Raw genomic sequence first — 26,187 nt, 5'->3', positions numbered from 1 at the left:
GCCAGCCGAGCCCCCCGCGCGAGAGAGGAAACTGGAGGGGCTAAGAAAGCTGCAAGCGGCGGAAATCTTCCTCCGCGCCGGCGAAGCCGGCGCGGAAAACGGCAGGAGAAAGATGAAACTGAAAATCATCAACCCGGTCTGGTGCGGGGATGAGGGTTTTGATGAAAAAGAACTGGAGGCTTTCTGTGCGAAGGCCGATGTCGTCGATGTCAGTGAGCACTTTTTTGTCTTTGAGAACAAACCCCGATGGAGCTTGCTGATCCATTACCGGGACGGCGAGGCCAAGCGCAAGAAAGCTCCCCGCAAGGAAAGCCCCCGCAAGGCGCTCGACCCCGAGGAGCGCAAAATCTACGACAGGCTGCTGGAGTGGCGATCCATGAAATCCCATCAGGAGGGCGTCCCCCCTTATGTGGTTTTCACCAACAGGCATCTGGCGGAAATCGCCATCCGAAAACCCGAAACAAAGGCCGCGCTTCGGGAAATCGAAGGCATTGGCCCCTCCAAGGTGGACTCGCTTCGAAGTGTCATCGGGTTTTGGGAGCAGGCGCAATCCCGTTCCCTGCGACGGGACTTGTTTCTCTCCCAAAAGGGGGTGTGAGCCGAAAACGGGGTCGAACCGCTTGTTGCGCGGCGGCAACTGGAACAACAATGCCCAGAATTGCCGCTCAGCGAATCGGAACAACAACAATCCGTCGAACAGCAACAACAACATCGGCTTCCGCTTTATGAGTTCAGGGCTATGCGAGAAGATTCCGGTTCAAGGGCCGGTTTCCAGGGCAAAGGCCATGGCCAGGTTCCATCCCGTGCCCGCCCTTTTGCGGGCCAAAGAGTCTGCGACTCGGCGACTAGTAGGGTAGACCTGCCTCGAGCGTCGCCGCTTCTTCTTTTTGCGACAAGCTTCCTGTTCCAGCACTAAAAGCGAGTGTTGACACGGCACTAAAAGCGAGTAAATATACATCAGGATCATGGAAGCAGCGTTCATGACAGGGGTCTTGGCTCAGTCGGGCGGGAAAATGAAAAACGATCAGTCAAAGCTGGCGGGAGCCCTGAACTCCCTTCGCGAACTTCAAAAAGAGGGGCGTAGTGTTTTCCGGTCCAGCGAGTTCTCCCGATTGCAGCGAGAGCGCCTCCTCCGGCAGGGCTACCTTGTCGGGGTGATGCGAGGCTGGTTGCTTTCATCAAACCCTGGGGCCGATGCAGAGGATGCCACCCCCTGGTACTCGTCGTTCTGGGAATTCATTGCTGCCTATTGCGAGAATCGTTGGGGCGAAGCCTGGCATCTGGCGCCCGAAGCTTCCTTGCTCCTCCATGTGGAGGAGTGGGCAATTCCCCAACAGCTACTCGTCCACAGTCCAAAGGCGGGCAATAATCCAGTAGACCTGCCCTTCCAGAGTTCGCTGCTGGCCGTCAAGCCGACTCGCAAGACAGCTGGCCAAGAGGTGAGGATCGTGAGGGGCCTGCGCCTGCTCCCCGCAGAAGATGCCCTTGCGCGCCTCCCGCAGTCCTGTTTCAGAACCCGGTCCCGCGAGATACAGACAGCCCTGGCCACATTGGTGGACATTCCGCGCCTTCTCCGGATTGTGCTGGAGAACGGCCAACCCATTGTTGCCGGGCGTCTGGCCGGTGCGCTAAGACACCTTGGCCGCAACGATGGTGCTGACGAGATCGTTGGTACCATGCGATCTGCGGGCCATGACACGCGCGAAGTGAATCCGTTCAGGGATGCTCAAGAGCCGGTGTTGGGGGGGCTTGGGGCCTCGCCCCTGTCCTCGCGCTTGGAGGGTTTCTGGTTGGCCATGCGGGAAGATGTCTTGAACCACTTTCCCGCCCCCCGTGGCAGGCATCCGGATATCGCCGCCCGTCTCCAGCAAGTCAATGAGCGATATTCCATGGATGCCTATCACTCCCTTTCGATCGAGGGCTACCGCGTGAGCGATGAGTTGATTGAAGAGGTTCGCTCAGAAAACTGGGATCCCGATGCTGCCGACAAGGGAAGTCGCGACGCGATGGCCGCAAAAGGATACGCTCTGGCCTTTAGCGCCCTTCGATCCTCTCTGGAAAGGATTCTGCAAGGGGAGGACGCAGTTGCCGTCACCAGGCTTGAGCACCGGACCTGGTACCGTGAGTTGTTTGCGCCCTCCGTTGCGGCCGGTCTTGTCGAAGCTCGCGACCTGGCGGGCTATCGCAGCGAAGCAGTCTTTATTCGGAAGTCCCGCCATGTTCCCCCCCGCGCCATGCTGCTGCCCGAGGCGATGGGAACTTACTTTGACCTTCTTGAATCCGAGCCCAGCCCGGCGGTTCAGGCTGTGCTGAGTCACTGGCTCCTGGGCTACATTCATCCCTACCTTGACGGCAACGGGCGAATGGCTCGCTTTCTCATGAATGTCATGTTCGTGGCGGGCGGGTATCCATGGTTGGTGATTCACACCAGGGACCGCGATGAATACATGGCGGCACTGGAGTCAGCCAGTGTCCATTGCGACATCGTTCCTTTTGCGCGCTTTCTCGGCGCACGCATGTTTGCAGACGAATAGGCCGCAAGGGCGCGGTTCATCAGGTGGCTCCGTGTTGCCACAGGAGGTCCATCCCCGTGGGACATAGCGGCCCCACGGCTGTCGCCCGGCATTTCCCTGACCAAAACTCCCGCCAGCCCTCGCGAATCCCGTCCGATCGTGGCATCTTGTTTCCATGAAGCCTTCCTATGACATTCTGGTTCTGGGCGCAGGCCACGCAGGGGTGGAGGCGGCCCTTGCCTCTGCACGCCGTGGATTTTCCACTCTTCTCGTGAGCCTGGATCTTCAGGCCGCGGGCCGCATGAGCTGCAATCCGGCCATCGGGGGCCTGGGAAAGGGTCACCTGGTGCGGGAGCTGGATGCTCTCGGCGGTGTGATGGGCCAACACATCGACGAGCACGGGATCCAGTTTCGGGTTCTCAATCGCCGCAAGGGTCCTGCGGTGCGTGCCTCACGGGCACAGGCCGACAAGGATGCCTACAACTGCGGCATGCTTGAGCGGCTCCAGTCCTGCGAAGGCCTGGATCTTCTGGAAGACGAAGCTTTGGGGATTCACTGTGAGGACGGGGTTTTTCAGGGGCTTGCTACCCGCAAGCACGGGGAGATCCGGGGGCGAGCCGCGATTCTGACAACCGGTACCTTTCTCAATGGCAGGCTCTTTTCTGGCCAGAAGACCAGTTCTGGTGGGCGGCTCGGTGAAGAGGCCAGTAGCGACCTGTCTTTAGCGCTCTCAGGCCTGGGCTTCGAGCTTCGCCGCCTCAAGACCGGCACGCCGCCGAGGATCCACCGGGACAGCATCGACTTCGACCTCTGCGAGATTCAGCACGGGGACGAGGATCCACTTCCTTTCTCCCATCGCACTGCGTTGATCACCGCTCCCCAGCTTCCCTGTTACAGCACGAGAACGACCCCTGCAATTCACGATCTGATCCGCGCCAAGCTGTCCCAAAGCCCTCTCTTTGACGGACGCATCCAGGGCCTCGGCCCCCGCTACTGTCCCTCCATCGAGGACAAGGTGAATCGCTTCCCCGAGCGCGAGGCTCACCAGCTCTTTCTGGAGCCAGAAGGCCGGAACACACCCCGTTATTATATAAACGGGTTCTCCACCAGCCTCCCGGAAGAACTACAACTTCAAATGTTGCACGGGGTTGCGGGCTTGGCTGCTGCGAAAATCCTGCAGCCCGGCTATGCCGTGGAGTATGATGCCATTGATCCCCGCGTCCTGCACCCCCACCTGGAAAGCCGGGACTACCGGGGTCTTTTCTTTGCCGGGCAGATCAACGGCACTACGGGCTACGAGGAGGCCGCAGGCCAGGGTCTGCTTGCGGGCATCAATGCGACCCTGATGCTGGAGGGCGCAGATCCCTGGATCCCCGACCGCTCGGAGGCCTACCTGGGCGTCATGCTGGATGATCTTTCCACCCGGGGGGCGGACGAGCCTTACCGCATGTTTACTTCTCGTGCCGAGTTTCGATTGCTTCTGCGCTGGGACAATGCCGATGAGCGCTTGATGCCCAAGGGCCGCGAGCTTGGCTTGGTGCCCGAGGATGATTACCGGAAGATGCTGGATTCTCGTCGTCGCGTGGACGACATGGAGTCCAGGCTTTGGTCTCTGGGCCTGGGTGAGAAAGACGCAGAGCGTCTGGCTTCCGCCTTCCCCGGTGGTCCCCCGAAGCCGGGCACTCCGGCGGCGAAGCTACTTCGAAGGCCGGGGGTCCTCTGGCAGGACATTGCCCCGGAATGGAACCTGGAAGGGGAGCTGACCTCTTCGGAAGCCTCTCGTCTGGAGACGCGCCTAAAGTACGAAGGCTACATTGAGCGGGAGCGCCGATCTGCCGAGAAGTTCCAGAGACAGGAAGGCCGCAGGATTCCCGAAGGTCTGGACTATTCCGGGGTTCTGGGACTTAGCAACGAAGCTCGCCAACGCTTTGAGCAAGTGCGCCCCGAGAACCTGGGGCAGGCTGGCCGGATTCCCGGAGTCCGAAGAAGCGACCTTTCTATCTTGATGATTCATCTGGAAGCCGGGAAACGGCGGGAACGCGAGAGCCGAAAGGAAGAGAAGTGATTACTGCCAGGGATTTGTCGTCGATGTGGGCTCGTGGCGTCCTTGTTTCACGTGAAACAGGGGACACAGGAGATCCTGAGGTTTCACGTGAAACCCCGCTACCGGAATTGCCAGAGACCCTTTGGGAGCGTCTGGAGCATTATGCCTCCCTTGTTCTGGAGGCGAACCCCCATGTCAACCTGGTGTCCAGAAAGAGGCCTGAACTGCAAACGGCAGAGAACATTCTGGAGGGCCTCTTATGGGGAATCTCCCTGCCGGACTTCGATTCCGGGAAGGATCCCTTCTTGCTGGATGCCGGCTCGGGTTCCGGGGTTCCGGGGATCCCGTCGGCCCTTCTGCTTTCTCTTTCAGGGGCCAAGTCCCGGGTTCCCGTGTTTTTGATCGAATCCCGGGAAAAGAAGTGCGCATTTCTCCGGCACTGCGCTCGGGAGTTGGGGCTTTCCCATCTCCGTGTCTTGTCGCTAAGACTGGAAGAGCCCGAGCTTCCGGTCCTGCTCAGGATTTTCGCGGGAGAAGACGCGAAGGGCTTTCTTGCCTGTCGCGCTCTTTCCTCCGTGGACCAGGTTCTGAAATGGAGCCGCGGCTTGCAGCCCCTGTTGCAAGAGGCCCTGTTTTACAAGGGCCCAGAGAGCGCCAGGGAGGAGCTTGCCCGGCAACACTGGAAGAAATGGGGCTGGAACGCCGGCGCCCCCCTGGAATATCACTTCCCTTTTCGTGAGACTCAACTCCTTCGATTCACTCCCTGAAAAACAGGATGTTTCACGTGGAACATTCGGTTGACAGAAGCAAACAATCCGTCTACACAGAGAGAAGTCAGAAAGGGGAGTTTCTTGGCTCGCATCATTGCCGTTACCAATCAAAAAGGTGGCGTGGGAAAAACCACGACCGCGGTCAATCTCAGCGCCTCTCTTGCAATGGCCGGTGCTTCCAGTCTTCTGGTGGATATGGATCCCCAGGGGAATGCCAGTAGCGGGCTGGGGCATAATCCCCGGGAACTGGCCAAAAGCATCTACCACGCTCTTCTGGGGGAGGTGGGGCTTTCATCGGTTCTCAAGAGCACGGGAATCCCGGGTTTGAACCTTCTCCCCTCCCAGGCGGGACTCAGTGGACTGGAAGTAGAGCTGGTGGGCCGGGAAAAGCGATCGTATTACCTAAAGCAACTACTAAGCACCGTAGAAGACCAATATGATTATATCATAATCGACTCTCCACCCAGCCTGGGTCTTCTCACGGTCAATGTTCTCTGTGCGGCCAACTCCCTTCTGATTCCCATTCAGTGCGAGTACTACGCGCTGGAGGGACTGGGCCAACTTCTCAATGTCGTAAAGCGCGTGCAGGAGGGCCTGAACCCCGCACTACAAGTCGAAGGCATTCTGCTTACCATGTACGACAAACGCCTTAGCCTTTCCCGACAGGTTGCCCAGGAGGCGATTCGCTACTTTGACGACAAGGTCTACCGAACCATGATTCCCCGAAACGTGAAACTCTCCGAAGCGCCGTCCTTTGGAAAACCGATCGTGCTTTACGACATCGAATCCACCGGCGCAAGAAGTTACATCCAACTGGCCCAGGAGGTCATGAATGCAGAAAAGGGCATTGGGAAAGGGGCTTGAGTCGATCCTCTCGGATCCGGCTATTGCCACCGAAGAGCGCGGGGAGAAGAAGGACAGTGCCGGGGATCGAGCAATCGGAATCCCCAGCCGCAGGATCATGGAGATCGACCTCGACAGGATCGATGTGAACCCGCATCAGCCCCGTCGGCATTTTTCAGAAGACAAGCTGGCCGAACTGACGCGTTCGGTGCAGCAGGACGGTGTCCTTTCGCCCATACTTCTTTGCCCCCGAGGAAACCGTTACGAAATTGTGGCCGGCGAGCGACGCTTTCGCGCCTCCTGTGCAGCGGGACTCAAGAGCATTCCCGCACTCCTTACAGAAGTGGAGGGCCGGGAAAGCCTGAAGCTCGCCCTCGTGGAAAACCTGCAGCGAGATGATCTAAATCCCATTGAGGAGGCTCGCGCCTTTAGGGTGATGATTTATGAATTCGGGTGGACGCAGGAGGAAGTGGGCGAGCACCTCGGCAAGGACCGCTCGACCGTTTCCAATACCCTTCGCCTCTTGCAACTCCCCGATGAGGTGCAGGAGATGGTGGCCCTGGGGGAGATTCATGCAGGCCATGTAAGACCCCTGTTAAAACTGGAACCCCAAGACAGCCTTCGACTTGCCAAGACGGTAAAAGAGAAGCAGCTCTCGGTGCGACAGACCGAGAGAATGGCGAAACAATGGAAGGATCCCTCCGGCGGACCCCAAAAGCCCGAGGAAGAGCCGGTGATTCGTGCCATTCGGGAGCGGCTGGAGGCCCGGATCGGCCTTCCCGTGCAGCTTCCCTACAAGAAGGGCCGGGGCCGCGTGCAGATCCGCTTCCAAAGTGATCGTGAGCTGGAGAGAATTATGGAGGCCCTCAAGGTCTCCCTGGACACGGACGCCTGAGGACAGCATGGGATTCTGGAAAAGCATCCTCTTCCGCAAGGATGGCCCCCGGGGTCTCCGCCTCCGGCTGAGTGATTCCGAAGACAAGACGCTCTGGGACCGGGGACTCTCCCTTCCCCTGCTTCGATTTCTTCTGATTCTCCTGCTGGCCATTCTGCTTCTGGCCCTCTTCCAGTCCCTCTTTGGGGGTTCGCTGGTGCTGGAAAAAAGAAAGACCCGCCAGTTGGCCCACCAGGTTCAGGAGTTGACCCGTCAGGCCAGCCGTCTTCACACTTTGGAGAGGCAGGTGGAAGAAAGCGCACTCCTGCTTCTTCGCATGGAGAACATGCTGGGGCAAGACCATGTGCTTCCCGACAGCCTTCTCTCCGAAGAAGCCCGGGAGACCTTTACCCGGGAAGGTGTTCCCGACAGTCCTCTTGCCAGCGAAGGACAGCAGATTATTCGCTCCATGCCCAGCGCCTGGCCTCTCCGCGGCTGGATCACCCGCGAGTTTGAAGGGATAAAAGGGCAGGGCTTTCACCCGGGAATTGACATCGCCGCCGAAGAGGGCAGTCCGATTCGGGCTGCGGGCGACGGGGTCGTCCTGATTGCCGGGTGGAACAGCGAGTACGGGAACTTTGTCCTGATTGAACACGGGATTGGAATCAGTACCCTTTATGGTCACGGAAGCCGATTGGCCGTCAGCAAGGACGACCGGGTTCGGCGCGGGGATGTCGTGGCATTCGTTGGAAGTACGGGAAGCAGCACGGCTCCGCACCTTCACTATGAGGTGCGCCGCCACGGGCTTCCCGAGAACCCGAAAAAGTACCTCTTGGACTAGATTTACACGCCCCAATACGCTAGCATGCCCTAAGGCACGAGAATCAAGGAGAAGCTCATGTTCGGACGAGAAGACGAGAAAAACCCCAGCAGCACGAGCAGCAGCCAGGTCCGCGACAGCAAGTCTGTCCTGGGAGCCGGAACCCAGTTTGTGGGAAACATCCGCGTACAGGGAAGCCTGAAGATCGACGGAGATTTCCAGGGCGAAGTCGAGTGCCGCGAGACTCTGGAAGTGGGAAAGACCGGCGCCATTCAGGGGAACCTGAGCGTCAAACAGGCCGAGATTGCCGGCAAGGTTGCGGGAAACATCCTGGCCAGCGAAAGAATTGAACTTCGCGAGGGAAGCCACCTCGAGGGAGACATCGTGACCCGGCGTCTTGTGATTGACGAAGGGGTTTTCTTTGAGGGGAACTGCCGGATGGGTGAAAAGACCCCAAACCGCAGCACGACGGCCACTCCGGCCGCCAGCACTTCCACACCGCCGGGCGCGAAGCCGGAAAGCAGCTTCAAACCCTAGTTTGTGGATAAAATACAGAAATTGTGGATAACGCGATAACCCGTTTGTTTTGAACGGGTTATTTTTCTTACTTGATGGGGAAAGATGCCCTTTGTCCACAGGATTATGAGAATACAGGGCTTGGGGGAGGAGCCGTTTTGAGGCTCCCAGATGATGGGGATTCCTCTTTCTGAGGCCCTAGATATTGGGGCCACCGCCCTCTTCTTGCGAGCGCCCTGCGCTCTCCCTATACTGCGGGAGTTCAAAAGAGAATACTCCCCAATCTGGAGGAATCATGAAAACGAGAAAGACTCTGGTGATCGGAACCGGGCCGGCGGGCCTGACGGCCGCCATCTACACGGCTCGAGCCGAATTGAAGCCCCTGGTGATCGAGGGCATGCAGGCCGGCGGACAGCTGACGATTACCACGGAAGTGGAGAATTTCCCCGGCTTTCCCGAGGGAATCCAGGGCCCCGAGCTCATGGACAACATGCGCAAGCAGGCCGAACGATTCGAAACCGATTTCATTGCCGGCGATGTGACCCGCGTCGACCTGTCCAGCCGCCCCTTCGGGGTCTGGGTGGGGGACGAGGAGTTTCGTGCGGAAACCCTCATTATTTCCACGGGAGCCACGGCCCGCCTTCTGGGCCTGGAGTCCGAGTCGAAGCTCATGGGTCGCGGCGTCAGCGCTTGTGCGACTTGCGACGGTTTCTTCTACAGGGACAAGGAAATCGTGGTTGTCGGTGGCGGCGACTCGGCGCTGGAAGAGGCCCTCTTCCTGACCCGCTTCGGCAAAAGAGTGCGCATTGTGCATCGCCGCGACGAGTTTCGGGCCAGCAAGATCATGCGTGATCGCACGCTGAACCACGAGAAGGTCGAGGTTCTCTGGAACAAGACGGTCGAGGATATTCTTGAAGGCGAAAACGGCGCGGTTTCCGGCATTCGCCTCAAGGACACGCAAACAGGGGAAATCTCCGACACCGATTGCGACGGCGTGTTTGTCGCCATCGGCCATGTGCCCAACACAGGGATCTTCCAGGGTCAACTGGATCTCGATGAGAACGGTTACATTCTGGCCGACAACACGAAGACCAGCGTGCCCGGGGTTTTTGCCTGTGGCGATGTGCAGGACACGGTCTACAAGCAGGCGATCACCGCCGCCGGAAGTGGCTGTCAGGCTGCCCTCGAGGCCGAACGGCTTCTGGAATCCGGGGAATAATCAAAGCCCCCCGTCCTTCCGGGCGGGGGCTTTTTATAACACAAAGCTACTTCCCGAGAAGCAGTTTCCTGGTGTCGATCTTCCCCTCCACTTCCAGGCGCAGCAGGTAAAGGCCGGAAGACAGGGCGCGTCCCTCATTGTCCTCCGCAGTCCACTCCAGAGAATGGGAACCTGCCGACAGAAGGCCTTCCCGGAGGGTCGCCATCAGTCGCCCGGAAGGATCAAAGACCTTCAGACTCACCGACCCGGCCTCTTCCAGAGAAAAGTCGATGCGGGTTTTCGGGTTGAATGGATTCGGATACACCGAAAGCCGGAGAGGTGATTCAGGAGCACTCCCGGCGTACACGGGGCTATTGAGCAGCTCCAGCCAGTGATCCCAGGGAAGGGTGCCGGGGCACTGCGTCGCCGTGCCGGGCATGTCATTGTGCCCTTGTACGCCGGGCAGGGAGCGCTGCATGGGAATGTCGAGCATCTGGCAAAAGTAGTTCGCCATCAGGCTTGAGGCCTGGAGCATGGGCTCGCTGTTCCAGTTCTCCGGGTTGCTGACGGTCGCCTCATGTTCCACCCCGATCGAACGACTGTTGTTGTAGGGATAGCCATAGGCCCCGCAATGCCAGCCCGTGTCTTCAATCAGAACAATCTGGGTGATTTCCCCGTCACTGCATCGAATCACGAAGTGCGCGCTGACCTGGGCGTTGCAGTTGTGAAACCAGGAAATGGCACCAGCATAGGTGCCCACGCCAATCCAGTGGTTCACCCAGGTGTCGATCTCGTGGTTGCGTCCGTCCTGATGATTGCAGGGCGTGAGATATTCGATGGCCGGCGGGTAATCCACGGATCGCCGGCCCAGGAAGGCAGGTTCAGGGATCGAGAGTCCGGGATGAGGGGGGAGGACCAGAGTTTCTCCCCAGACGGTTCGGGAGCGGGATCCCTCCCGGAGAACCTCGAAATACCGCCTCGCCTGCATTTCCTGTAGAGCCTGCCCCGACAGCCCGCTAAAACGCGCGGCCGCCGAAAACCAGGAGGAGAGTTCCTCGCCCGCCCCGCTTTCCTCTCCAAATCGGGAAAGCAGCGCAGCCGCTCCGCGAATGTTCTCGCGGGCCTCCTGACGGAGAAGCTCCGGATCAAGCCCGAGAATCCCGGCGGCCTCTTCCAGAGTCCGGGAATAGTGGTTGTCGGTCAGGTGCATGATTCCCCAACCCTGATCAATGGAGGGGCCGATCTGCAGCCAGTTGTTCTCCACTTGCCCAATCGCTTCCAGAAGATCCCGGGGAACAGAAAACTCCTCCGCCGCTTCCACAAAATAGCTTCTCAAGGTTTGCAGATTGAGCGGAGGGCGTGAAAGAAAGGAGCGCCAGACCTCGACATCATTGCCATGATTATGTTCTGCGGGATCCAGCCGCCCGGCGACGACCTGCAGAAGTGAGTCCACGGGAAGCGAAAGGCCCGGGACCGAAACTGCAAGGACAAGAAGAACAGACAGCAAGCGAGGCTTCATCTTTCCTTCCTACTTCCCGAGAAGCAGTTTTCGGGTGTCGATCTTCCCGTCCGCTTCCAGACGCAGCAGGTAAAGACCTGAAGACAGGGCGCGTCCCTCATCGTCCACCGCTGTCCATTCCACGGAATGGGAACCTGCCAGCAGAAGGCCTTCCCGGAGGGTTGCCATCAGTCGCCCGGAAGGATCAAAGACCTTCAGACTCACCGGCCCGGTTTCATCCAGAGAGAAGTCGATGCGGGTTTTCGGATTGAATGGATTCGGATAGTTCCCGCTCAGCCCAAAGGCGGTGGGAGCGTTGCCCGAAGCCGTTGCATCTTCAACCGTACTCAAGAAAGCCGTGCCAGCCTGAAGAATGACTCGCGAGTCCATGTCCCGCACATAGACCGTGCCCCGCAGGTTCTCGTAAACATAGAGCGGATCCAGGGGACAGTCGACGATATAGGTGTGCGTGCCAACAGTGTGGGCCACAGAAACCCCGACATCCACGCCGGGGAACATGCGTCGGAAGGCCTGTTGATGGACGGGCTCTCCGTTTCCGCCATTGTGATGAATATCATCTTCGGTCAGGGAGCAGAAGAGTTGGTAGTCGCCATCGGGCCTCAAGTTTCCTGTGTTTACGACACTGACCATCAACTGCTCTGTATCCGGCAGCCAGTGAAGATCCAGATGCATGGGACTCACCCAGTCCTTGGCATTATCCAAAGCACTGACCATCCCGGGGCCGTTGTAGCCCAGCCCGACATAGCCATCGAGCCAGAAGTCGGGTACTCCACTCACATTAAACTCACCGACCAGGTAGTTGCTTTGCGTGGGATTGTGCTGGTACATGATGTCACCGGGGTTTGGCCAGGAAACATGAATCCGCAAGAGCGCCACATCGTTTCCCTGTCCGGGCATATAGGCATCCAGCGCCTCGTTTGCCTGGACACAGGGCCCGCAACCGGAGTTGGTAAAGAGCATCCCCAGCGGCACATGAGTGTCGAAATAGGTGGTGAAGCCCCCCGTGTAGGAATCATTGCCGGGATCCCCGTCACCGGCCAGGTTCGAGGTAGCGGTCAGGTCGTAATAGTGACCCGGCTGGAAGGTGTAAGGGGAAAAGCTCAGGACTTCCAGGTGCCCCGGGGCCAGACCACTCACTGTCTGGCTTCCCGTGAACACGGAAACCCCGCTCTCCAGGATTTCCAGATCCACGCTGAAAGTCTCGGTTCCCATTCCGAAGTTCTCCACCGTGACTTCCGGAGCCTGGGTGAAGGGGGCGTCCATGTTTTCCCCTTCAGGAGAAACCGCAATGACGCCTACATCGCTTCCGCTGGGCATGTAGACGCGGACATCGTCAATGATCCAGGAGTCCGTGACCCCGCCCGGTCCATAGTAGCGGAAGGCAATGTAGACCGTGGGTTCTCCTTCAAAATCTGTCAGGTTGACCGTAGCGGGGGGACCTCCGTCGAAGCCGCCGCAGTCGTGGTTGGCCGGGGTCATGTGAATGACTTCCGTAAATGCGCCGGGATCCGTCTGGCTCGTAGTACTCACCATGATGTAGTGATGGCCGCCATTGCTTTCCCAGTTGTAGCCTCGCTCAAACCACTCCAGCTTGGGTGCGACGGCCGCACTGAGGTCAATCGCCGGCGTTACCAGCCACTCGTTCTGGCTTGCCGGATTCGTCCAGCACCAGGCCGCGTAGGTTCCGGAATGGGAGTCCCAGTTGGTTCTGTTCCAGTTTGCCGAGGAGGTGTTGATCTCCGCCCAACCCGCCGGGGGCCAGCTTCCCTCAAAGCCTTCCGTAAAGAGATTGTCGTCTCGCCCATCGGCCATGGATGCAGTGGCAAGCAAGAGTGTGAACAGCGCAAGAAGAACAGTCCTTTGAAGTTTATACACGCACATTTCGATCATCCCCCCAGGTTGGTGATGGGTACAGTTGCCCCTGACAGATTTCCAAAAACTGAATCAATTGTAACATAGATCTTAGAAGGATTTCCTCTTCCGGCCCCTCTTTCGCGCCGAAAAGACGCGGTGAGAGGGGGTTTCGGCCACCAGGCGGATGTTCTTGAAGGAATCTTCCAGGAGAGGGAGCGGATCGTGAAAGCCGGGTCCCACCAGCATCAGTCGTCCCTTGCTGTCCAGAAGTCGCCACGCCCCCGCAAGAACCCTCTCTCCCGGTGCGCGGTCCTGGGAATAGTCGCGATGCCAGGGAGGGTTACAGAGAACAAGGTCGAAGGATTTTTCGGGAAGTCGGTCCCCTGCGTCTGCGGCAAGGACCGGCGCATCGATATTATTCAAAGCCAGGGTCTTGCGAGTGGCCTCGAGAGCCAGAGCGTCCGAATCGGTGAAGCTCACCGAGGCGGCGCGCTCCTCTTTGGCAAGGAAGGTTCCGACCACCCCGTTTCCACAGGCAAGATCCAGCACACGATCTCCCTCGCGCAGGTCTGCTGCCTCCAGGAGCAGTGCCGATGCCTCGTCCAACTCGTTGTAGCTAAAGACTCCGGGAAGAGCGGCCAGCTCCAGGGAATGACCCCGGGCTGTTGCATGGTATCGGTCGGGAAGCTCCGGCAGTTCCCAGTCACGCGAGGGGTCCGGCCGAAAGGAGAGGATCCTGGCTCCTCCCCGATGACGAAGCACTTCCACCCGCCCCTGTTTTTCCAGAAGCTCCTGGGCGGGAAGAACCCCTTCCTTTTTCGAACCATAGACGAGAAGCCGGCCCTCGGCTCCAATCGCCCGGGAGAGTCGTTGCAGTTCACTCTGAAACCTCAGGCGATGTTTTTCCACGGGAAGAAGAAGGCAGTCCCCCGCAGATGGCGAAGGCCCGGACTCATGCGCTATGGCGCAATCGCTGTGTCGCGCCGCCATCGCTTCCACCCTCTCCAGCATTCGCTCGGAAACCTGCAAGCGTTCGGGTTCCAGCGACTCACTGGCCCGCCGCAGGAGAAAATCCGGCGGATGAACGAGAAAAACCCTCCCCGTTTCCGGGAAGGGCAAGGCGCCTTCAAAGAGGCGCGAAAGAGTCCTTTCGTCGGGCACTAGAAGCCGAACTCCAATCCAAGGAGCAGGGAGAGAAAGCGGTTGGTCTTGTCTCCATACTCGTTTTCAGGAAGCAGGTAGTAGCGTCCTTCCAGGTTCAAGGCGACCGGCAAAAAGGCGGGAGCCATGCGAAGGGCCGCAAGAGCGTGGTAGCCGAGTCCGGCCTGCCGCGCGAGGATGTCCTGCACATCAAGGGTGTAGTTACCGTGTTCTGCCACTTCCGTCCGGAGCAGTGCTTCGCTGAAGAGGGGGGTCATCATGTGATAGCCCGCACCTCCCCCGACCTGCAACTTCAGGGTGGGAAGCTTGGCAATCGTGTACTTCGCGCTGGCATAGGCAGAGAGTCTCCCAAAGACAAGAGATTCGCTGGAGTCACTTCCCGGCTCCACACCGTCGCTATGGCTGTAGTTCAATTTGTAGGGAGAGGCGGCGACTTCTACTCCCAGCTCGAAGTCCAGTACCGGGAGCGCGTCGAACATCAGATGCAAACCCCCGACATAGGGATTTGCGATCTCGTCGGCACTTACCGAGACATCTATGTCCACTCCTCCACCCAGAAGGTCATCCGTGAAAGAATAAGTCAGGGCGGCCTGTGCGTTCTGATCCAGCCCCCCGTGAAAGCCGAAGCGGAGAAGAGCGCTGGAGGGGGCTGCGACAAGCAGGAGCAGGCTAAGGAAAATCAGTCCTTTTTTCATGATGTCCTTTCTCCACCCAGAGGGGCGGCCTTGGATCCGGATGCCAGTGCCGAATGAACCTGGCGGGCGATGTTTTCTGCAGTCAGGCCGGCGAGTTCCATGAGTTCTTCCGGTGGCCCGCTGTCCATGTAACGATCCTGAACGGCCACATAGCGCATTCGGGGCGGCCGTTCCTCTTGCACGGCCACCTGGGCGACCGCATCTCCGAGACCTCCATGCAGGTTGTGTTCCTCGGCGGTCACGATCACGCCGGTTTCGCGGGAGGCCTTGGCAATGGCATCCCGGTCGATAGGCTTGATCGTGTGCATGTTCAAGACCCGCGCACTGATTCCATCCTTTTCAAGAAGCTCTGCGGCTTCGAGAGCCTTGGACACCAACAGGCCGGCGGCAATGATCGTTGCATCATCGCCCTCCCGCAGCGTCATCGCTTTTCCGTGTTCGAAAAGATCGTCCTCCGATGTCACCACAGGAACCTTCTCCCTGCCCATGCGGAAGTAGACGGGCCCGTCGTAGTCGGCCGCCCAACGGACAAGTCGCGCGGTTTCATGCGCGTCGGCGGGCACGATTACGGTCATGCCCGGAATCGAGCGCATCAGGGCAATGTCCTCCATCGACTGGTGTGTCGGGCCGTCCTTTCCCACGGAGATTCCCCCGTGTGCGGCGGCCAGCTTTACATTCCAGCCACTGTAGGCAACGGCGTTGCGGATCTGTTCCCAGGCTCGCCCCGCAAGAAACATGGCGTAGGTGGAGCAGAAAGGGATAAAGCCCGTGGCGGCCAACCCGGCCGCAGTGCCCACGAGATCCTGCTCGGCGATGCCCATATCGAAAGAGCGTTCCGGGAACTCGGCGTGAAAGTATTTGGTCAGCGTGGAAGCGGAAAGGTCTGCGTCCAGGACAACGATTCGCGGGTTCTCTTTGCCCAGCGCCACGAGCGTCCTGCCGAAGGACTCCCGGGGGAGGGTCAGTTCCCAGTCCTTGCCCTGGTAGCCTTTCCAGAAATCCTTCATCGACTCCCTCCAATCTCTGCGATGGCTTCCGAGGGGCTTTGATTAAAGCCCAGCTCCCTGAGCGCGATGGTCAGGCTCTCCTCGTCAAGCGGCTTCCCGTGCCATCCGGGCTGGTCCTCGAAGCTGGCCACGCCGCACATCATTTTCGTTTTGAAGATCAGGGCTGTCGGTTTTCCGTTTTCCAGTGCGAGAGCCTTGTCGTAAGAGGAGAGAATGGCCTCCATGTCGTGACCGTCGCAGACCAGCACATTCCATCCAAAGGCGCGGATCTTATCGTCGAGAGGCTGGACGCCCATCACATCGGAGACGAAGCCATCAATCTGGGCATTGTTGTCGTCCACAAGCATGAAGAGCCGCTCGCAACGATAGTGGGCGGCCGACATCATGGCCTCCCAGCAGGAACCTTCCTGGAGTTCTCCGTCACCGACATTGACGAAAATCCTTGTGTCCCGATCGTCGAGCCGCGCCCCAAGCGCCATGCCCACTCCCTGACTCAGTCCCTGGCCCAGGCTCCCCGTGGAAGCTTCCAGACCGGGCAACTTCAGGCGATTGGGATGCCCCTGCAAGCGACTTCCCGTAACCCGAAAGCTGAGAAGCTCCGAAGGCTCGAAGTAGCCCCGACGCGCCATGACCGAGTAGTTCAAGGCGGAACAGTGACCATTGGAAATGATGATCCGGTCGCGGCCCTCCCAATCAGGCTTGGCGGGATCGAGCCGGGCAACCCTGAAGTACAGCGCCGTGATGTAGTCGGCGGCAGAAAGAGGCCCGCCGGGGTGACCGCTTTCTGCGACGCGGGTCATGACCAGCACATCGCGGCGGATCAGGCGAGCCACTTCCTTCAGTTCGGAAACACTCCAGTCCTTCATTTTCCCCCTAAAAAAACGCCCAAAGCAGCTGCTTCGGGCGGAGTGTACAGAAGTCCGGAAAAAAGGCTAGTCTTCTTCGATGATGATGACCTCAACAGGACAGGCCTCTACGGACTCGCGGATTTCATCCTCATTCGCGGCGAGATCTGCACCTTCCTTGATGATGCAAGTGTCGTCGGTCACCTCGAAAACATCGGGTGCCGTATCTTCGCAGAGGTTGCAAACCGTGCAGCCCTCATCGATCCAGACCTTCGTGATTCCCATGCTCACACTCCTTGCGGTGTCCATTCGGGTCGCGTTAATCGCGCCTGCAGGGGCTATGATACAAAGCCGCCCCAGAGCGCACAAGCCATGAGAGTTCCCGACACAAAAAACCCGGAAGCGCAGGCTCCCGGGTTTCGTGGTCAGAAAAAAACAGCTAGTCCTCGTCCGTAGACCGCCAACGCTGGTAGTGCATGCTGCACATACCCCGGGCAACGACGGGCCGCGTGCAGCTTTCATCGCTACAGATGCGGACCGGCCCCGGCTTGCGTCCACGGTTGGATTTACGCATGGGGTTTCCACCGGACTTCTTCAGGATATGGCCGAGAGTCGCCTCGATGTTCCTGATCCGCTCTTCGAGCGGTTTCAGATCTTCGGCGGTCGGCATTTCCCGAACGGCGGCCTTTGCTGTTCTCTCACTTACTTCAAGGATCAGTCCCTCAAGGGACTTCCCCAAATCTTTCGAGTTCATATGCACCCCATCCTTGATACATGTAATTGAAAAAGAACCCCCTTTGGAGAGGATGATTCGAACATAGTAAAAACAGAATGTTGATGCAAGAAAAGTGTGCAAAAAAACTGCCCGATCAGGGATTAAAAAACCTTCAAAACACCTGGCATTGAGGAGTGGGTTTGAGAGGGCTCTAAATGTCCGCTGAACGAGCAGCTTAACGCTCTATATGTTTCGCTTTCGCTGGATGTATCCTAACAGCTTCCCTTTCTCTTGTCCAGAGTGGGGAATCAAAAATGCCGTTCCCCTGCTTGTTTCGATAATCATAAACGAAAGCCGGAGCAGGGTCTGTAACCTGGATTACGGTATTATGAAAAGCCCGCTCAACGGCGCAAATCCTTGCCGCTCATATGGCTGGAGGCGTGAAGCCCTGCGTGAGAGAGCAGGGTGGGGATTATATCGGCGAGAATTCCGGGAGAAAGAGATCCTGTACTCCGGGGATCGGCCAGCAGTAAGGGAACATCAGAAAGGCTGTGACGGGTGTGTGGACTGTCGGACTCCCCGTCCCACATTTCCTCCACATTGCCGTGATCCGCACAGAGAAGCAGAAATCCCCCCGTGTCAAAGACCGCCTCCCGGATCTGCCCGATGGCCCGGTCCACGGCCTCCACCGCCGCAATCGCAGCTTTGAGATTGCCCGTGTGTCCGACCATATCACAGTTGGCAATGTTTACAACATGGGCGTCATGTTCCTTTGACTGTAGCGCTTTCAGAAACCCCCCTGTCAGCTCCGGAAGACTCATTTCCGGCTGCAGGTCGTAGGTCCTGACGGCGGGTGAGGGCACCAGAATCCGGTCTTCGCCGTCCCAGGGCTGCTCCACTCCTCCATTAAAGAAGAAGGTGACATGGGCGTACTTCTCGGTTTCGGCCAAGCGGAGGTTCTTCAGCCCCTCTTCGGCGAGGACATCCGCAAAGAGCCCCTCGAGGGGAAGCGGGGCAAAGGCGTGGGGTTTTTGCAGTGTGCGATCGTACTCGGTCATGCTGGCAAAGCGGAGTTCGGGAAAACGGCTTCGCTGAAAGCCCTCGAAGTCCTTTTCTGTGAGGGCGTGGCTCATCTCCCGCCCCCGGTCTGCCCGGAAATTGAAAAAGAAGACCGCGTCTCCGTCTTGCAGGGGGCAACTTACCCCCTCAATGCAGACCGGCTCCATGAACTCGTCGGTGATGTCCTTGCGGTAGGAGGCTTCGACGGCACTCACCGGGTCGTCTGCACGGGGGCCTTCAGACTCCACAATGCAGCGCCAATGTTTTTCCACCCGATTCCAGCGCTTGTCTCGATCCATTCCCCAGAAGCGTCCGCCCACCGTGGAAATGGCGAAATCCCCTCTTTGCTCGCGGATCCGGCGGAGGTAGTCGGCCCCTGAGCGGGGCGGGCAGTCGCGCCCGTCGAGAAAGGCGTGCAGGCGGACCGGGATGTTGCGTGAAAGGGCAAGGTCGATGAGTGCTTCAATATGCCGAAAGGCGCTGTGAACCCCGCCATCAGAGAGAAGCCCGAGCAGGTGCAGGGTGCTTCCCTTCGATTCGACATGATCGAGCAGGTCACGGTACACGGGATTGCCCCCCAGTTCGCCCCTGCTAATAGCCTTGTCGATGCGGGTGACATCCTGGTCGACAATCCGCCCCGCTCCCATGTTCAGGTGACCCACTTCGGAATTTCCCATCAGCCCTTCGGGAAGCCCGACGGCGCGCCCGCAGCTTTTCAGCCAGGTCCAGGGAAAACGCTCGAAGAGGGCGTCCAGATGGGGGGTCTTCGCCTGATGCACGGCGTTGAAGTCGGAGGCTTCGCCCAGACTGAAGCCATCGAGAATCAAAAGAGAAGCGGGATGCTTGAGGGAACTCACATCTTCCTTTCGGCAGAGAAAATGGAGTATAGTCCTTGCTGTGCGAGGCTGGCAAGCAGCCGTCTTGACGGGGTGCTGCGAAACGCCCTTTTTCCCCGCGGAGGAACAGTGGAAGAGCAGCTGGACATTTTCAAAGCGGAGGATCCTACTGAGCCAGGGGAGGCTTCCCCCGCCTGGACAGTTTCGAAGTTCAATGAGCAGGTGAAGAGCCTGCTCAAAAGTTTCGGAACCTTTCGCATTCAGGGTTTTGTTTCCGGCTTTGATCGCAGCTACGCCCGCCAGGGCCATGTCTACTTCGACCTGCAGGAGCGCGAGGACGAGACAGAGATCCTCGCTCAGGTGCGCATGATCCTCTGGCGCGGAAAAAGAAACTCCCTGCTTCATGCCATTAAGGAACTGGGCCCCTCGCTGGACGGCCAGGAGGTTTTCTTTCGGGTTCGCCCGGATTATTATGTGCCGGGCGGGAGCCTCTCCCTGATCGTCGAGGACATTGATCTGGAGGCCAGCCTGGGAGCGCAGAAGCTGGACCGCGATCGTGTTCTCCGCAAACTTCGCGAAGAGGGTCTGCTGGAGAAAAATTCCCTCCTGGACCTTCCGGAGCTTCCCCTGAAAATCGGCCTGATCACCAGTCTGGAGAGTGCCGCCTGGCACGACTTCCTCAAGGAAATCGAGCAAAGTGGCTTGGCTTTCCGTATCCGTGCCCGCGACGCGCGCGTGCAGGGAGAGGGAGCGGAGCCGGGCATTGTGGCGGCAATCGAGGCCTTTGGACGGGAAGAAGACCCGGTGGATGTTCTGGTGCTGATTCGCGGCGGCGGAAGCCGGGGGGATCTGGCCGCCTTCGACCGGGAAGGCGTGGCCCGGGCCATTGCCCACTCTCCCTTGCCGGTTCTGAGCGGAATCGGGCACGAGATTGACCGGAGTATTGCCGACGAGGTTGCTCACCGATCCCTGAAAACCCCGACAGCGGTGGCGGCCTTCCTGGTGGACAGGGTGGAACATGTTCTTCGGGGAGTGGAAGAAAAGGGCGCTCGCATTGTCGAGGCAGCCCGGTTTCGACTTTTACGGGAAAGCGAGCAACTCACCCGACTTTCCCTTTCGCTTAGGAGCAGCAGCCAAAAGGCAGTTCACCTCCCTCGGATCGCCTTGTCAAGGAATGCGGCCCGGCTTCGAAGGCTTTGTCGGCCAGGCGGGCAGCGCGCTCACCGGGAAGCATTGAACCTTCTTGCTGCTCGTCTGAAACGCTCTGCAAGCCGAAGCATCCGCGCCCTGCTCCTGGACCAGGAAAATCTCGAAGGTCGCCTGAACCTGCTCGACCCGAAGCAAATCCTGCAGCGCGGCTTCAGTATGAGCTATGATGAATCCGGTCGTCTCCTTCGCTCGGCTGGAGAGATCGATCCGGGAAGCAGCATGACCACAAGACTCGCCGACGGCAGCCTCCTCAGTGAAATCAGGGAGACTCGCAAGGAAGGAGACTCATGAGCAAGGAAACCAGTTCCCTTGATGAAATGAAGTTTGAAGAAGCCCGGGAAGAACTCGACACGATTCTGGAAGCGCTGGAGAGTGGCGAGGCTGAGTTGGAAGAACTGGCCCTCAGCGTGAAACGCGCCAGCGCCCTGCTCAAGCACTGCCGACAGCAACTTGTCGCCGCAGAACTGGAAGTGGAAAAAGTGCTGGAGGAAATCCCGGAAGAAGAGCCCTAGCTCTTTGCCCTTCGCGCCATCATGACACCCGGAAGAACCAGAAGGCCCCCGAGTAGGGGGGCCAGCCCCAGGCGTTCATCAAGAAGAAGAACACTCATCAGCAATCCGAAGAAGGGGATCAAGTAGATGTAGAGCGAGCTCCGGTTCGCACCCAGGCGCTTCACTCCCATGGCCCAGATGATGTAACCGATCAGGGTGGAAAAGAGGGCCAGAAAGACGAGAGCGACCCAGGCACTCGCAGGCATTGCCGCCAGGTGCTCGCCCAGCCCCGGCAGTGGCACGAAGCTCAGAAAGAAGATTCCCACAATCAGACAAAAGGCTGTGACCGGAAGGCTGCTTCGCACCTGCAGGAAGAGGGGGCGGGACACGACAGAGTTGATTCCCCATGCCATGGGTGCCAGCAAGACCAGCGCGGCTCCATGGTTGATTTCCAGATTCAATAATCCTCCCCGGGTGATGATCAGGCTGACCCCGATCAAGGCAATCCCCTGCCCCAACCATTGTCTTGCCGAGAGGGTTTCCACTCGCAAGACCCTCGCAAAAAGGCCCGTCCAAGCCGGAAGAGTTCCCACCAGGATTGAGGCAATCATCGCCGCCGACCGGGCGTTCTCCGGGTTCTCGGCCAGGATCTTTGTCCCGTAATTCAGTGGCAGGTGGTAGCCGGCGACTCCAAAGAAGGCCATCAGTAGAATGCGAACAGGAAAGCGTCGGGCCTGTTCCAACACCTCTTTTCGATGAAGCAGCACGATGGCGATCAGGATCGGCAGGATTAGCCAAAAGCGTAATAGAGCCACTTCCATGGCCGTAAGCCAGGCAAGCACCCACTTCAGGGCCGGGTAGGAAGCTCCCCAGACCAGCGCGGTGAAGACGAGAGCTACATGAACCCAGGGGGAGTTGCGGGTCTTATCCATCGGTCTCTCCGCGTTCTTCCAACTCGGAGGCCCATTTTTCCCAGCGCGCTTCCCGCCTTACGATCGTCTCCAGAATCTCCCCGTGCTTCCAGGCCAGGTCGCGGATCTTCTCCTCCTTCAGGGAAGAGGTCTCCGCCAGTTGAGATTCCAGAGCTTCCTTGTCGCCGATCGCTTCAGCAAGGCTGGCCTCCAGTTTGATCAGTTCCTGGCGACGCTTCTGAATACGGTTCTTGCTCCAGCGGGTTCGGGGAGCCTTCGGCTTTGGAGGGGGTGGGGGCTGTTCCGGCTCTTCGCTTCGAGCTTTCGGCTTCTCCTTGTGAAGACAGAACTCTTCCCAGTTTCCCGGATAGTCCGTGACGATTCCTCCCTGAATCTCCACGACACGGTCAGCAATGTTCGCAAGAAAACTCCGGTCATGGCTGATCACGATCAGGGTTCCCTCATAGGCGAGAAGAGCCTCTTCCAGCGACTCGGTGGCCGGGATGTCCAGATGATTGGTCGGCTCGTCGAGCACCAGAAGATTGTGGCGTCGATAGACCAGCTTTAGCAGGCTTAGGCGGTTGCGCTCCCCTCCGGACAACTGCCCCACATTCTTGTCCAGATCGTCATCGAAAAAACCGAAGCGAGCCAGTTGCCCGCGAAGTTCCCCTTCGCCCATCTCCGGGTTCAGGCTGCGGAACTCTTCCTCCACGCTGTTCGCATCATCGACCTGGTCCAGGTGCTGGTCGAAGAAACCGGGATCAATGTCCTTGCCGGGCCGTGTCTGGCCCTCATCGGGATCCATCTTGCCGAGCAGAATGGAAAGGAGCGTGGATTTGCCCGCGCCGTTTGGACCGACCAGGCCAATCTTCTCGCCGCGCTGGATGTGTAGGTTGAGATTGCGAAAGAGGGTCTTCGAGCCGAAGGACTTGCTGACATTCTGGGCATCGAGAACTGTGTTTCCCCCACGCTTCTCGGGGACAAGGCGAAGTTTCAGCGTGTACTCGTTGCCCGGCTTTTCGAGTCGCTCGATCTTTTCGAGTTGCTTCCTTCGGCTCTGGGCCTGTTTCGTTTTCTGGCCAGCGATGTTCCGGCGAATGTAGTCTTCCAGCCTTGCGATTTCTCCCTGCTGCCTGTCAAAGGCCTTCAACTCCAGCCGCTCCCGCTCTTTTCGCAACTTGACGAACTTCGTGTAATTCCCGGGATAGCGATGAAGGCGTGCATCGCGCAGATGCCAGGTGCTTTGGCTCAAGCGATCCAGGAAACTCCGGTCGTGACTGACCATGAGCATGGCACTCTTTTCCCGGGAGAGATAATCCTCCAGCCACTCAATGGAAGAGAGATCCAGGTGGTTTGTAGGTTCATCGAGGAGCAGCAGGTCGGCGCGGCTCAGGAGGACCGAAGCCAGAGCGGCCACCCTTCGCTCACCGCCGGAAAACTGATGCAGGGGTCGCGTGAAATCTCCCGTGGAGAAACCCAGCCCCGTCAATATCGACGCGAGCCTCGTGTCCAGGCTCCAGCCCTCCAGTGAGTCGAGAATAGTGTGCAATTCTCCCTGTCTCAGAAGGAGCCGGTCGTGAAGGGGGCCTTCGGTCTCCGTGGCGAGGGTTTCCAGAACATCTTCCAGTTCCCGTTCTGCCGCAATGAGCTCGGTCTGGCTTTTGCGCACGGCGAGAAACAGCTCGTCTCCCTCATCGAGCGACATGTCCTGCCGAAGCCAGGCGATCTTCAGCCTTCTGGAATGAGCCCGATCTCCCCGGTCGGGGCGAAGGTCTCCCTGTAGAATGCGAAAGAGCGTGGTCTTGCCGGCGCCGTTCCTACCCACAACGGCGGCTCGCTCTCCGGGTTCCAGAGAGAAGCCCACCTCCCGGAGAATCGGGAGGCGTCCATAGTCGAAAGAGACTCCGCTGAGATTAATCAAGGGCATGCGAGGAAGGTAACAAGCACTTCGGCGATTGTCAGCCCGTCTCCCCTCCGCGGAGGAGTTGACGAATCATGGCTTTCATCGCCACTTCATCGCCTTCCTGAAAACCGCGGGTCGCAAACTGGATTTTCCCCTTGCGGTCGATGTAGAAGTTCATCGGGACTCCCTGAACCCCGAAGAGATTCCCGCCCACCTCTTGATCGTCATTGAGAAGGACCCAGTCGTAGCCCTCCTTCTGCGACATTCCCCGAACCAGAGTGGGGCGGTTGCTGCTGTCCACGGAGATAACCAACCAGTCCGGGTGATCGATCTGCAGTTTCCTGATTTGCGAAAACTCCGCAAGGCAGGCCGGTCAGGTGGGATGCCAGAAATTGAGGAGCACCACCTTTCCCCGGTAATCCGCAAGGTGATGGACCTTTCCATTGAGATCCTCCAACTGGAAATTCGGTGCCGGTTTTGCCTTGGCTCGTCGAAGGGAGTGGACTTCCTCGAACCAGGCCTCCTCCTTCATCCCCAGTTCTTCCAGAAGCGCTCGGGCTCGGGATTCCAGTTCCGGCTGAAGGCTACTCTGAAGGAGGCGCCCCAGGAGTTTCAGGATCGCCGGTGAATCCCCCTGACGCTCATAGACTTTTTCCAGATGTTCGGAAATCTCCGGGTCGGGAACCGCCATTTCCTCCAGAGCTTCTTCCAGCCTCTCTTTCGCCTTGTCCAGATCTCCTGTCCGGAAGTAGCCCCAGCCCGCTGTATCCAGAATGCTGGCCTTCTCGTATCCGGCACCGGCGCCCTGAGTGCCCTGTTCCGCCAGCTTGCAACCCAGTTCGGGATCCAGACCCGGGTCCGCCACCAGTGCCCAGGCCACCCGGTTCAAGGGGCGGGCGCTTTGCAGGCCGGATTCCAGAAGAAGGCGGGCCTGTCGAAGGGCCTCTTCCATGCGCCCGTTCTCCAATGCGCTGAAAAAGAGCAACTCTCTCAGGGTCGCCCGACTTTCCGGATTTCTCTCATAACGCAATTCACCGCGAGCCCAAGCCAGATACTGCGCTCCCTCTCCGCCGGCCTCCCAGAGATCCCAGATCTCCCGGTAGGCCTTCGGCCGGTTTTCCGCCTCCGGGAAATCCGCGAGCCAGGTCTGCAGGTAGGCGATCCGGAGAACACGGTCTTCCTGCTGGAATATCTCTCTAAGTCTTTGACTGGATTCCGTTTCCCCGTTTTTTTGCCCGCAGCCGAGCAGAAAGAGGGACAGAATCATGAAAATCCAGGGAATCTGCTTCAAGGGACCTCCTGTTTCTTGCGGAGAGGATAGCCTAGCATGGGACGAAATCAAGGAAGAAAGGGGGTCCCACTTCTCAAAAATGGAACATATCTGTTTGCAAGAAAAAGCATAATGAAAGATCGCGCCCTTGATTTCCCCTCGCCGATACGCTAGAATTGACGCGTCGGTTCGTTTCATCTTGTGAAATCTCAATCGGGTACCGACAAAGGGAGAACAATATGCGCCTGTCCACAACGATTTTCGCCATGCTCGTCCTGTGCCTGGCCTTCGGAAGCGCCGGAGCCGTCACCTACACGAGTAGCCTGGCCGGAGTTATCTCCGGTAGCTACGATGCGGACCCGAACGGGATCTTCCCCGACCGGGTTACCTACGCTGACTTTATTTCCGGTCAGAGCAGCTATATGCTGAATCTGGACTATCCCCCTGTGGAGGACGGTCCCTTTGACTGGTTCATCGATCCCTTTCTCGTGATCGATGCGATGGTCATGAACCAGAATCCCACCCGCTTTATCATCGACAATTTCGGATTGACGATTTACCAGCTGGCCGAAATCACTACGCAGATCAGCTGGGCGGATATGGGTTACGACTATTATGAAGGCTATGGAATCTTCGTTGGCAATTCGCCGACGGCTGACGATGCCTTCCCCCTGAACCCCGACGCACTGGTGGGAGCCTGGGCCTTTGACCAGGATCTTGACGGCAGCAACGATATCGAGACGATCGTCTATGGCGTCGGGGGAACCCATCTGGCCTATCTGGATCTCCTGCGCTCCATGACCTGGCTCGGGGAAACCGAGACCGCCATTGGCGAGGAGCTTTCCGTCTGGATCAGCGAGAACTTCCCCGGAATGCCGACGGACTTCCTTCGCAGCGTGGACCTTTCCAGCCTGGTGGATCTGGACAATACCGTCCTGGCCTTCGGGGGCCCCGGCTATGGTCTCGATATGACCTTTAGCGGTTCCTTCAACTTCTACATCACGGCCCACCGGGATGAAACTGCGGCCGACAGCAGTAGCTGGAGTCTTCTGAAGTCGATTTACTAGTTTTACGATTCGCAACAGGCGCAAGAGCGGGTTCTTCGGGGCCCGCTCTTTCTTTGTCTATGACGGA

At 58.6% G+C, this 26,187-nt stretch carries 25 protein-coding genes; 12 read left to right on the top strand and 13 right to left on the bottom strand.

What is annotated here, in order from left to right:
- The 9 genes from QGH30_06065 to trxB form a co-directional block, all read left to right on the top strand.
- A partial coding sequence (locus QGH30_06065; protein MDP7021902.1) for an HRDC domain-containing protein occupies nt 1-598 on the top strand: 598 nt, incomplete at its 5' end.
- 415 nt (nt 599-1,013) lie between these two features.
- Nucleotides 1,014-2,534 carry a Fic family protein gene (locus tag QGH30_06060; protein ID MDP7021901.1) on the top strand — a complete coding sequence of 507 codons (1,521 nt, stop codon included), beginning with the start codon at nt 1,014-1,016 and terminating at the stop codon, nt 2,532-2,534.
- 154 nt (nt 2,535-2,688) lie between these two features.
- The gene (mnmG, locus tag QGH30_06055) at nt 2,689-4,578 is read left to right on the top strand and encodes a tRNA uridine-5-carboxymethylaminomethyl(34) synthesis enzyme MnmG (protein MDP7021900.1); all 1,890 of its coding nucleotides are present in this window, start codon (nt 2,689-2,691) and stop codon (nt 4,576-4,578) included.
- Between the two features lie 107 nt (nt 4,579-4,685).
- On the top strand, nt 4,686-5,324 hold the full coding sequence (locus QGH30_06050) for a class I SAM-dependent methyltransferase (protein MDP7021899.1): 639 nt from the start codon (nt 4,686-4,688) through the stop codon (nt 5,322-5,324).
- 84 nt (nt 5,325-5,408) lie between these two features.
- Nucleotides 5,409-6,191: an AAA family ATPase gene (locus QGH30_06045; protein MDP7021898.1), complete on the top strand. Its 783-nt coding sequence runs from the start codon at nt 5,409-5,411 to the stop codon at nt 6,189-6,191.
- Nucleotides 6,160-7,065, top strand: a complete 906-nt coding sequence (locus tag QGH30_06040; protein MDP7021897.1) for a ParB/RepB/Spo0J family partition protein — start codon at nt 6,160-6,162, stop codon at nt 7,063-7,065. Before QGH30_06045 ends, QGH30_06040 begins: the two co-directional genes overlap by 32 nt.
- A gap of 7 nt (nt 7,066-7,072) precedes the next feature.
- Nucleotides 7,073-7,885, top strand: coding sequence for a M23 family metallopeptidase (locus tag QGH30_06035; GenBank protein ID MDP7021896.1), 813 nt, complete (start codon nt 7,073-7,075; stop codon nt 7,883-7,885).
- Between the two features lie 57 nt (nt 7,886-7,942).
- Nucleotides 7,943-8,401, top strand: coding sequence for a polymer-forming cytoskeletal protein (locus QGH30_06030; protein MDP7021895.1), 459 nt, complete (start codon nt 7,943-7,945; stop codon nt 8,399-8,401).
- Between the two features lie 274 nt (nt 8,402-8,675).
- On the top strand, nt 8,676-9,599 hold the full coding sequence (trxB, locus tag QGH30_06025) for a thioredoxin-disulfide reductase (protein ID MDP7021894.1): 924 nt from the start codon (nt 8,676-8,678) through the stop codon (nt 9,597-9,599).
- Between the two features lie 46 nt (nt 9,600-9,645).
- Here the strand turns inward: trxB and QGH30_06020 are convergent, their stop codons facing one another.
- From QGH30_06020 to gpmI, 9 genes are all read right to left on the bottom strand, one after another.
- Complete coding sequence (locus tag QGH30_06020; protein MDP7021893.1) at nt 9,646-11,097, bottom strand: N-acetylmuramoyl-L-alanine amidase; 1,452 nt, start codon at nt 11,095-11,097, stop codon at nt 9,646-9,648.
- Between the two features lie 9 nt (nt 11,098-11,106).
- Nucleotides 11,107-12,927 (bottom strand): choice-of-anchor J domain-containing protein, encoded by a 1,821-nt coding sequence (locus QGH30_06015; GenBank protein ID MDP7021892.1) that lies wholly within the window; start codon nt 12,925-12,927, stop codon nt 11,107-11,109.
- 132 nt (nt 12,928-13,059) lie between these two features.
- Entirely contained in the window at nt 13,060-14,112 is a 1,053-nt protein-coding gene (locus QGH30_06010; GenBank protein MDP7021891.1) for a methyltransferase, read from the bottom strand.
- The gene (locus tag QGH30_06005) at nt 14,112-14,807 is read right to left on the bottom strand and encodes a hypothetical protein (protein ID MDP7021890.1); all 696 of its coding nucleotides are present in this window, start codon (nt 14,805-14,807) and stop codon (nt 14,112-14,114) included. The genes QGH30_06010 and QGH30_06005 overlap by 1 nt, the downstream gene beginning before the upstream one ends.
- Nucleotides 14,804-15,814 carry a transketolase family protein gene (locus QGH30_06000; GenBank protein MDP7021889.1) on the bottom strand — a complete coding sequence of 337 codons (1,011 nt, stop codon included), beginning with the start codon at nt 15,812-15,814 and terminating at the stop codon, nt 14,804-14,806. The genes QGH30_06005 and QGH30_06000 overlap by 4 nt, the downstream gene beginning before the upstream one ends.
- The gene (locus QGH30_05995) at nt 15,811-16,680 is read right to left on the bottom strand and encodes a transketolase (protein MDP7021888.1); all 870 of its coding nucleotides are present in this window, start codon (nt 16,678-16,680) and stop codon (nt 15,811-15,813) included. The genes QGH30_06000 and QGH30_05995 overlap by 4 nt, the downstream gene beginning before the upstream one ends.
- A gap of 66 nt (nt 16,681-16,746) precedes the next feature.
- Nucleotides 16,747-16,944 carry a ferredoxin gene (locus QGH30_05990; GenBank protein ID MDP7021887.1) on the bottom strand — a complete coding sequence of 66 codons (198 nt, stop codon included), beginning with the start codon at nt 16,942-16,944 and terminating at the stop codon, nt 16,747-16,749.
- A 154-nt stretch (nt 16,945-17,098) separates the two neighbouring features.
- On the bottom strand, nt 17,099-17,413 hold the full coding sequence (locus QGH30_05985) for a hypothetical protein (protein MDP7021886.1): 315 nt from the start codon (nt 17,411-17,413) through the stop codon (nt 17,099-17,101).
- Between the two features lie 362 nt (nt 17,414-17,775).
- Nucleotides 17,776-19,290: a 2,3-bisphosphoglycerate-independent phosphoglycerate mutase gene (gene gpmI / locus QGH30_05980; GenBank protein MDP7021885.1), complete on the bottom strand. Its 1,515-nt coding sequence runs from the start codon at nt 19,288-19,290 to the stop codon at nt 17,776-17,778.
- A 21-nt stretch (nt 19,291-19,311) separates the two neighbouring features.
- Between gpmI and xseA the strand changes: the two genes are divergently transcribed.
- Both xseA and xseB read left to right on the top strand, forming a co-directional pair.
- Entirely contained in the window at nt 19,312-20,769 is a 1,458-nt protein-coding gene (xseA, locus tag QGH30_05975) for an exodeoxyribonuclease VII large subunit (GenBank protein ID MDP7021884.1), read from the top strand.
- Nucleotides 20,766-20,990 (top strand): exodeoxyribonuclease VII small subunit, encoded by a 225-nt coding sequence (gene xseB / locus QGH30_05970; protein ID MDP7021883.1) that lies wholly within the window; start codon nt 20,766-20,768, stop codon nt 20,988-20,990. The genes xseA and xseB overlap by 4 nt, the downstream gene beginning before the upstream one ends.
- Here the strand turns inward: xseB and QGH30_05965 are convergent.
- From QGH30_05965 to QGH30_05950, 4 genes are all read right to left on the bottom strand, one after another.
- The gene (locus tag QGH30_05965) at nt 20,987-21,901 is read right to left on the bottom strand and encodes a DMT family transporter (GenBank protein ID MDP7021882.1); all 915 of its coding nucleotides are present in this window, start codon (nt 21,899-21,901) and stop codon (nt 20,987-20,989) included. The genes xseB and QGH30_05965 overlap by 4 nt on opposite strands.
- A complete protein-coding gene (locus tag QGH30_05960; protein ID MDP7021881.1) occupies nt 21,894-23,801 on the bottom strand; it encodes an ABC-F family ATP-binding cassette domain-containing protein in 1,908 nt (635 codons plus the stop codon). Before QGH30_05960 ends, QGH30_05965 begins: the two co-directional genes overlap by 8 nt.
- Nucleotides 23,802-23,838: 37 nt before the next feature.
- Entirely contained in the window at nt 23,839-24,084 is a 246-nt protein-coding gene (locus QGH30_05955; protein ID MDP7021880.1) for a hypothetical protein, read from the bottom strand.
- A gap of 72 nt (nt 24,085-24,156) precedes the next feature.
- Nucleotides 24,157-25,074, bottom strand: a complete 918-nt coding sequence (locus tag QGH30_05950) for a redoxin domain-containing protein (protein MDP7021879.1) — start codon at nt 25,072-25,074, stop codon at nt 24,157-24,159.
- Nucleotides 25,075-25,292: 218 nt separating this feature from the next.
- On the opposite strand from QGH30_05950, the gene QGH30_05945 reads away from it, so the two are divergent.
- Nucleotides 25,293-26,120, top strand: a complete 828-nt coding sequence (locus tag QGH30_05945; protein ID MDP7021878.1) for a hypothetical protein — start codon at nt 25,293-25,295, stop codon at nt 26,118-26,120.
- Nucleotides 26,121-26,187: the final 67 nt, after the last annotated feature.

Source organism: Candidatus Krumholzibacteriia bacterium (assembly GCA_030748535.1).
In the GTDB taxonomy this organism is placed as follows: Bacteria; Krumholzibacteriota; Krumholzibacteriia; order JACNKJ01; family JACNKJ01; genus JASMLU01.
The sequence above is the reverse complement of the archived record's forward strand: the minus strand, read 5'-3'. Positions and strand labels throughout refer to the sequence as shown.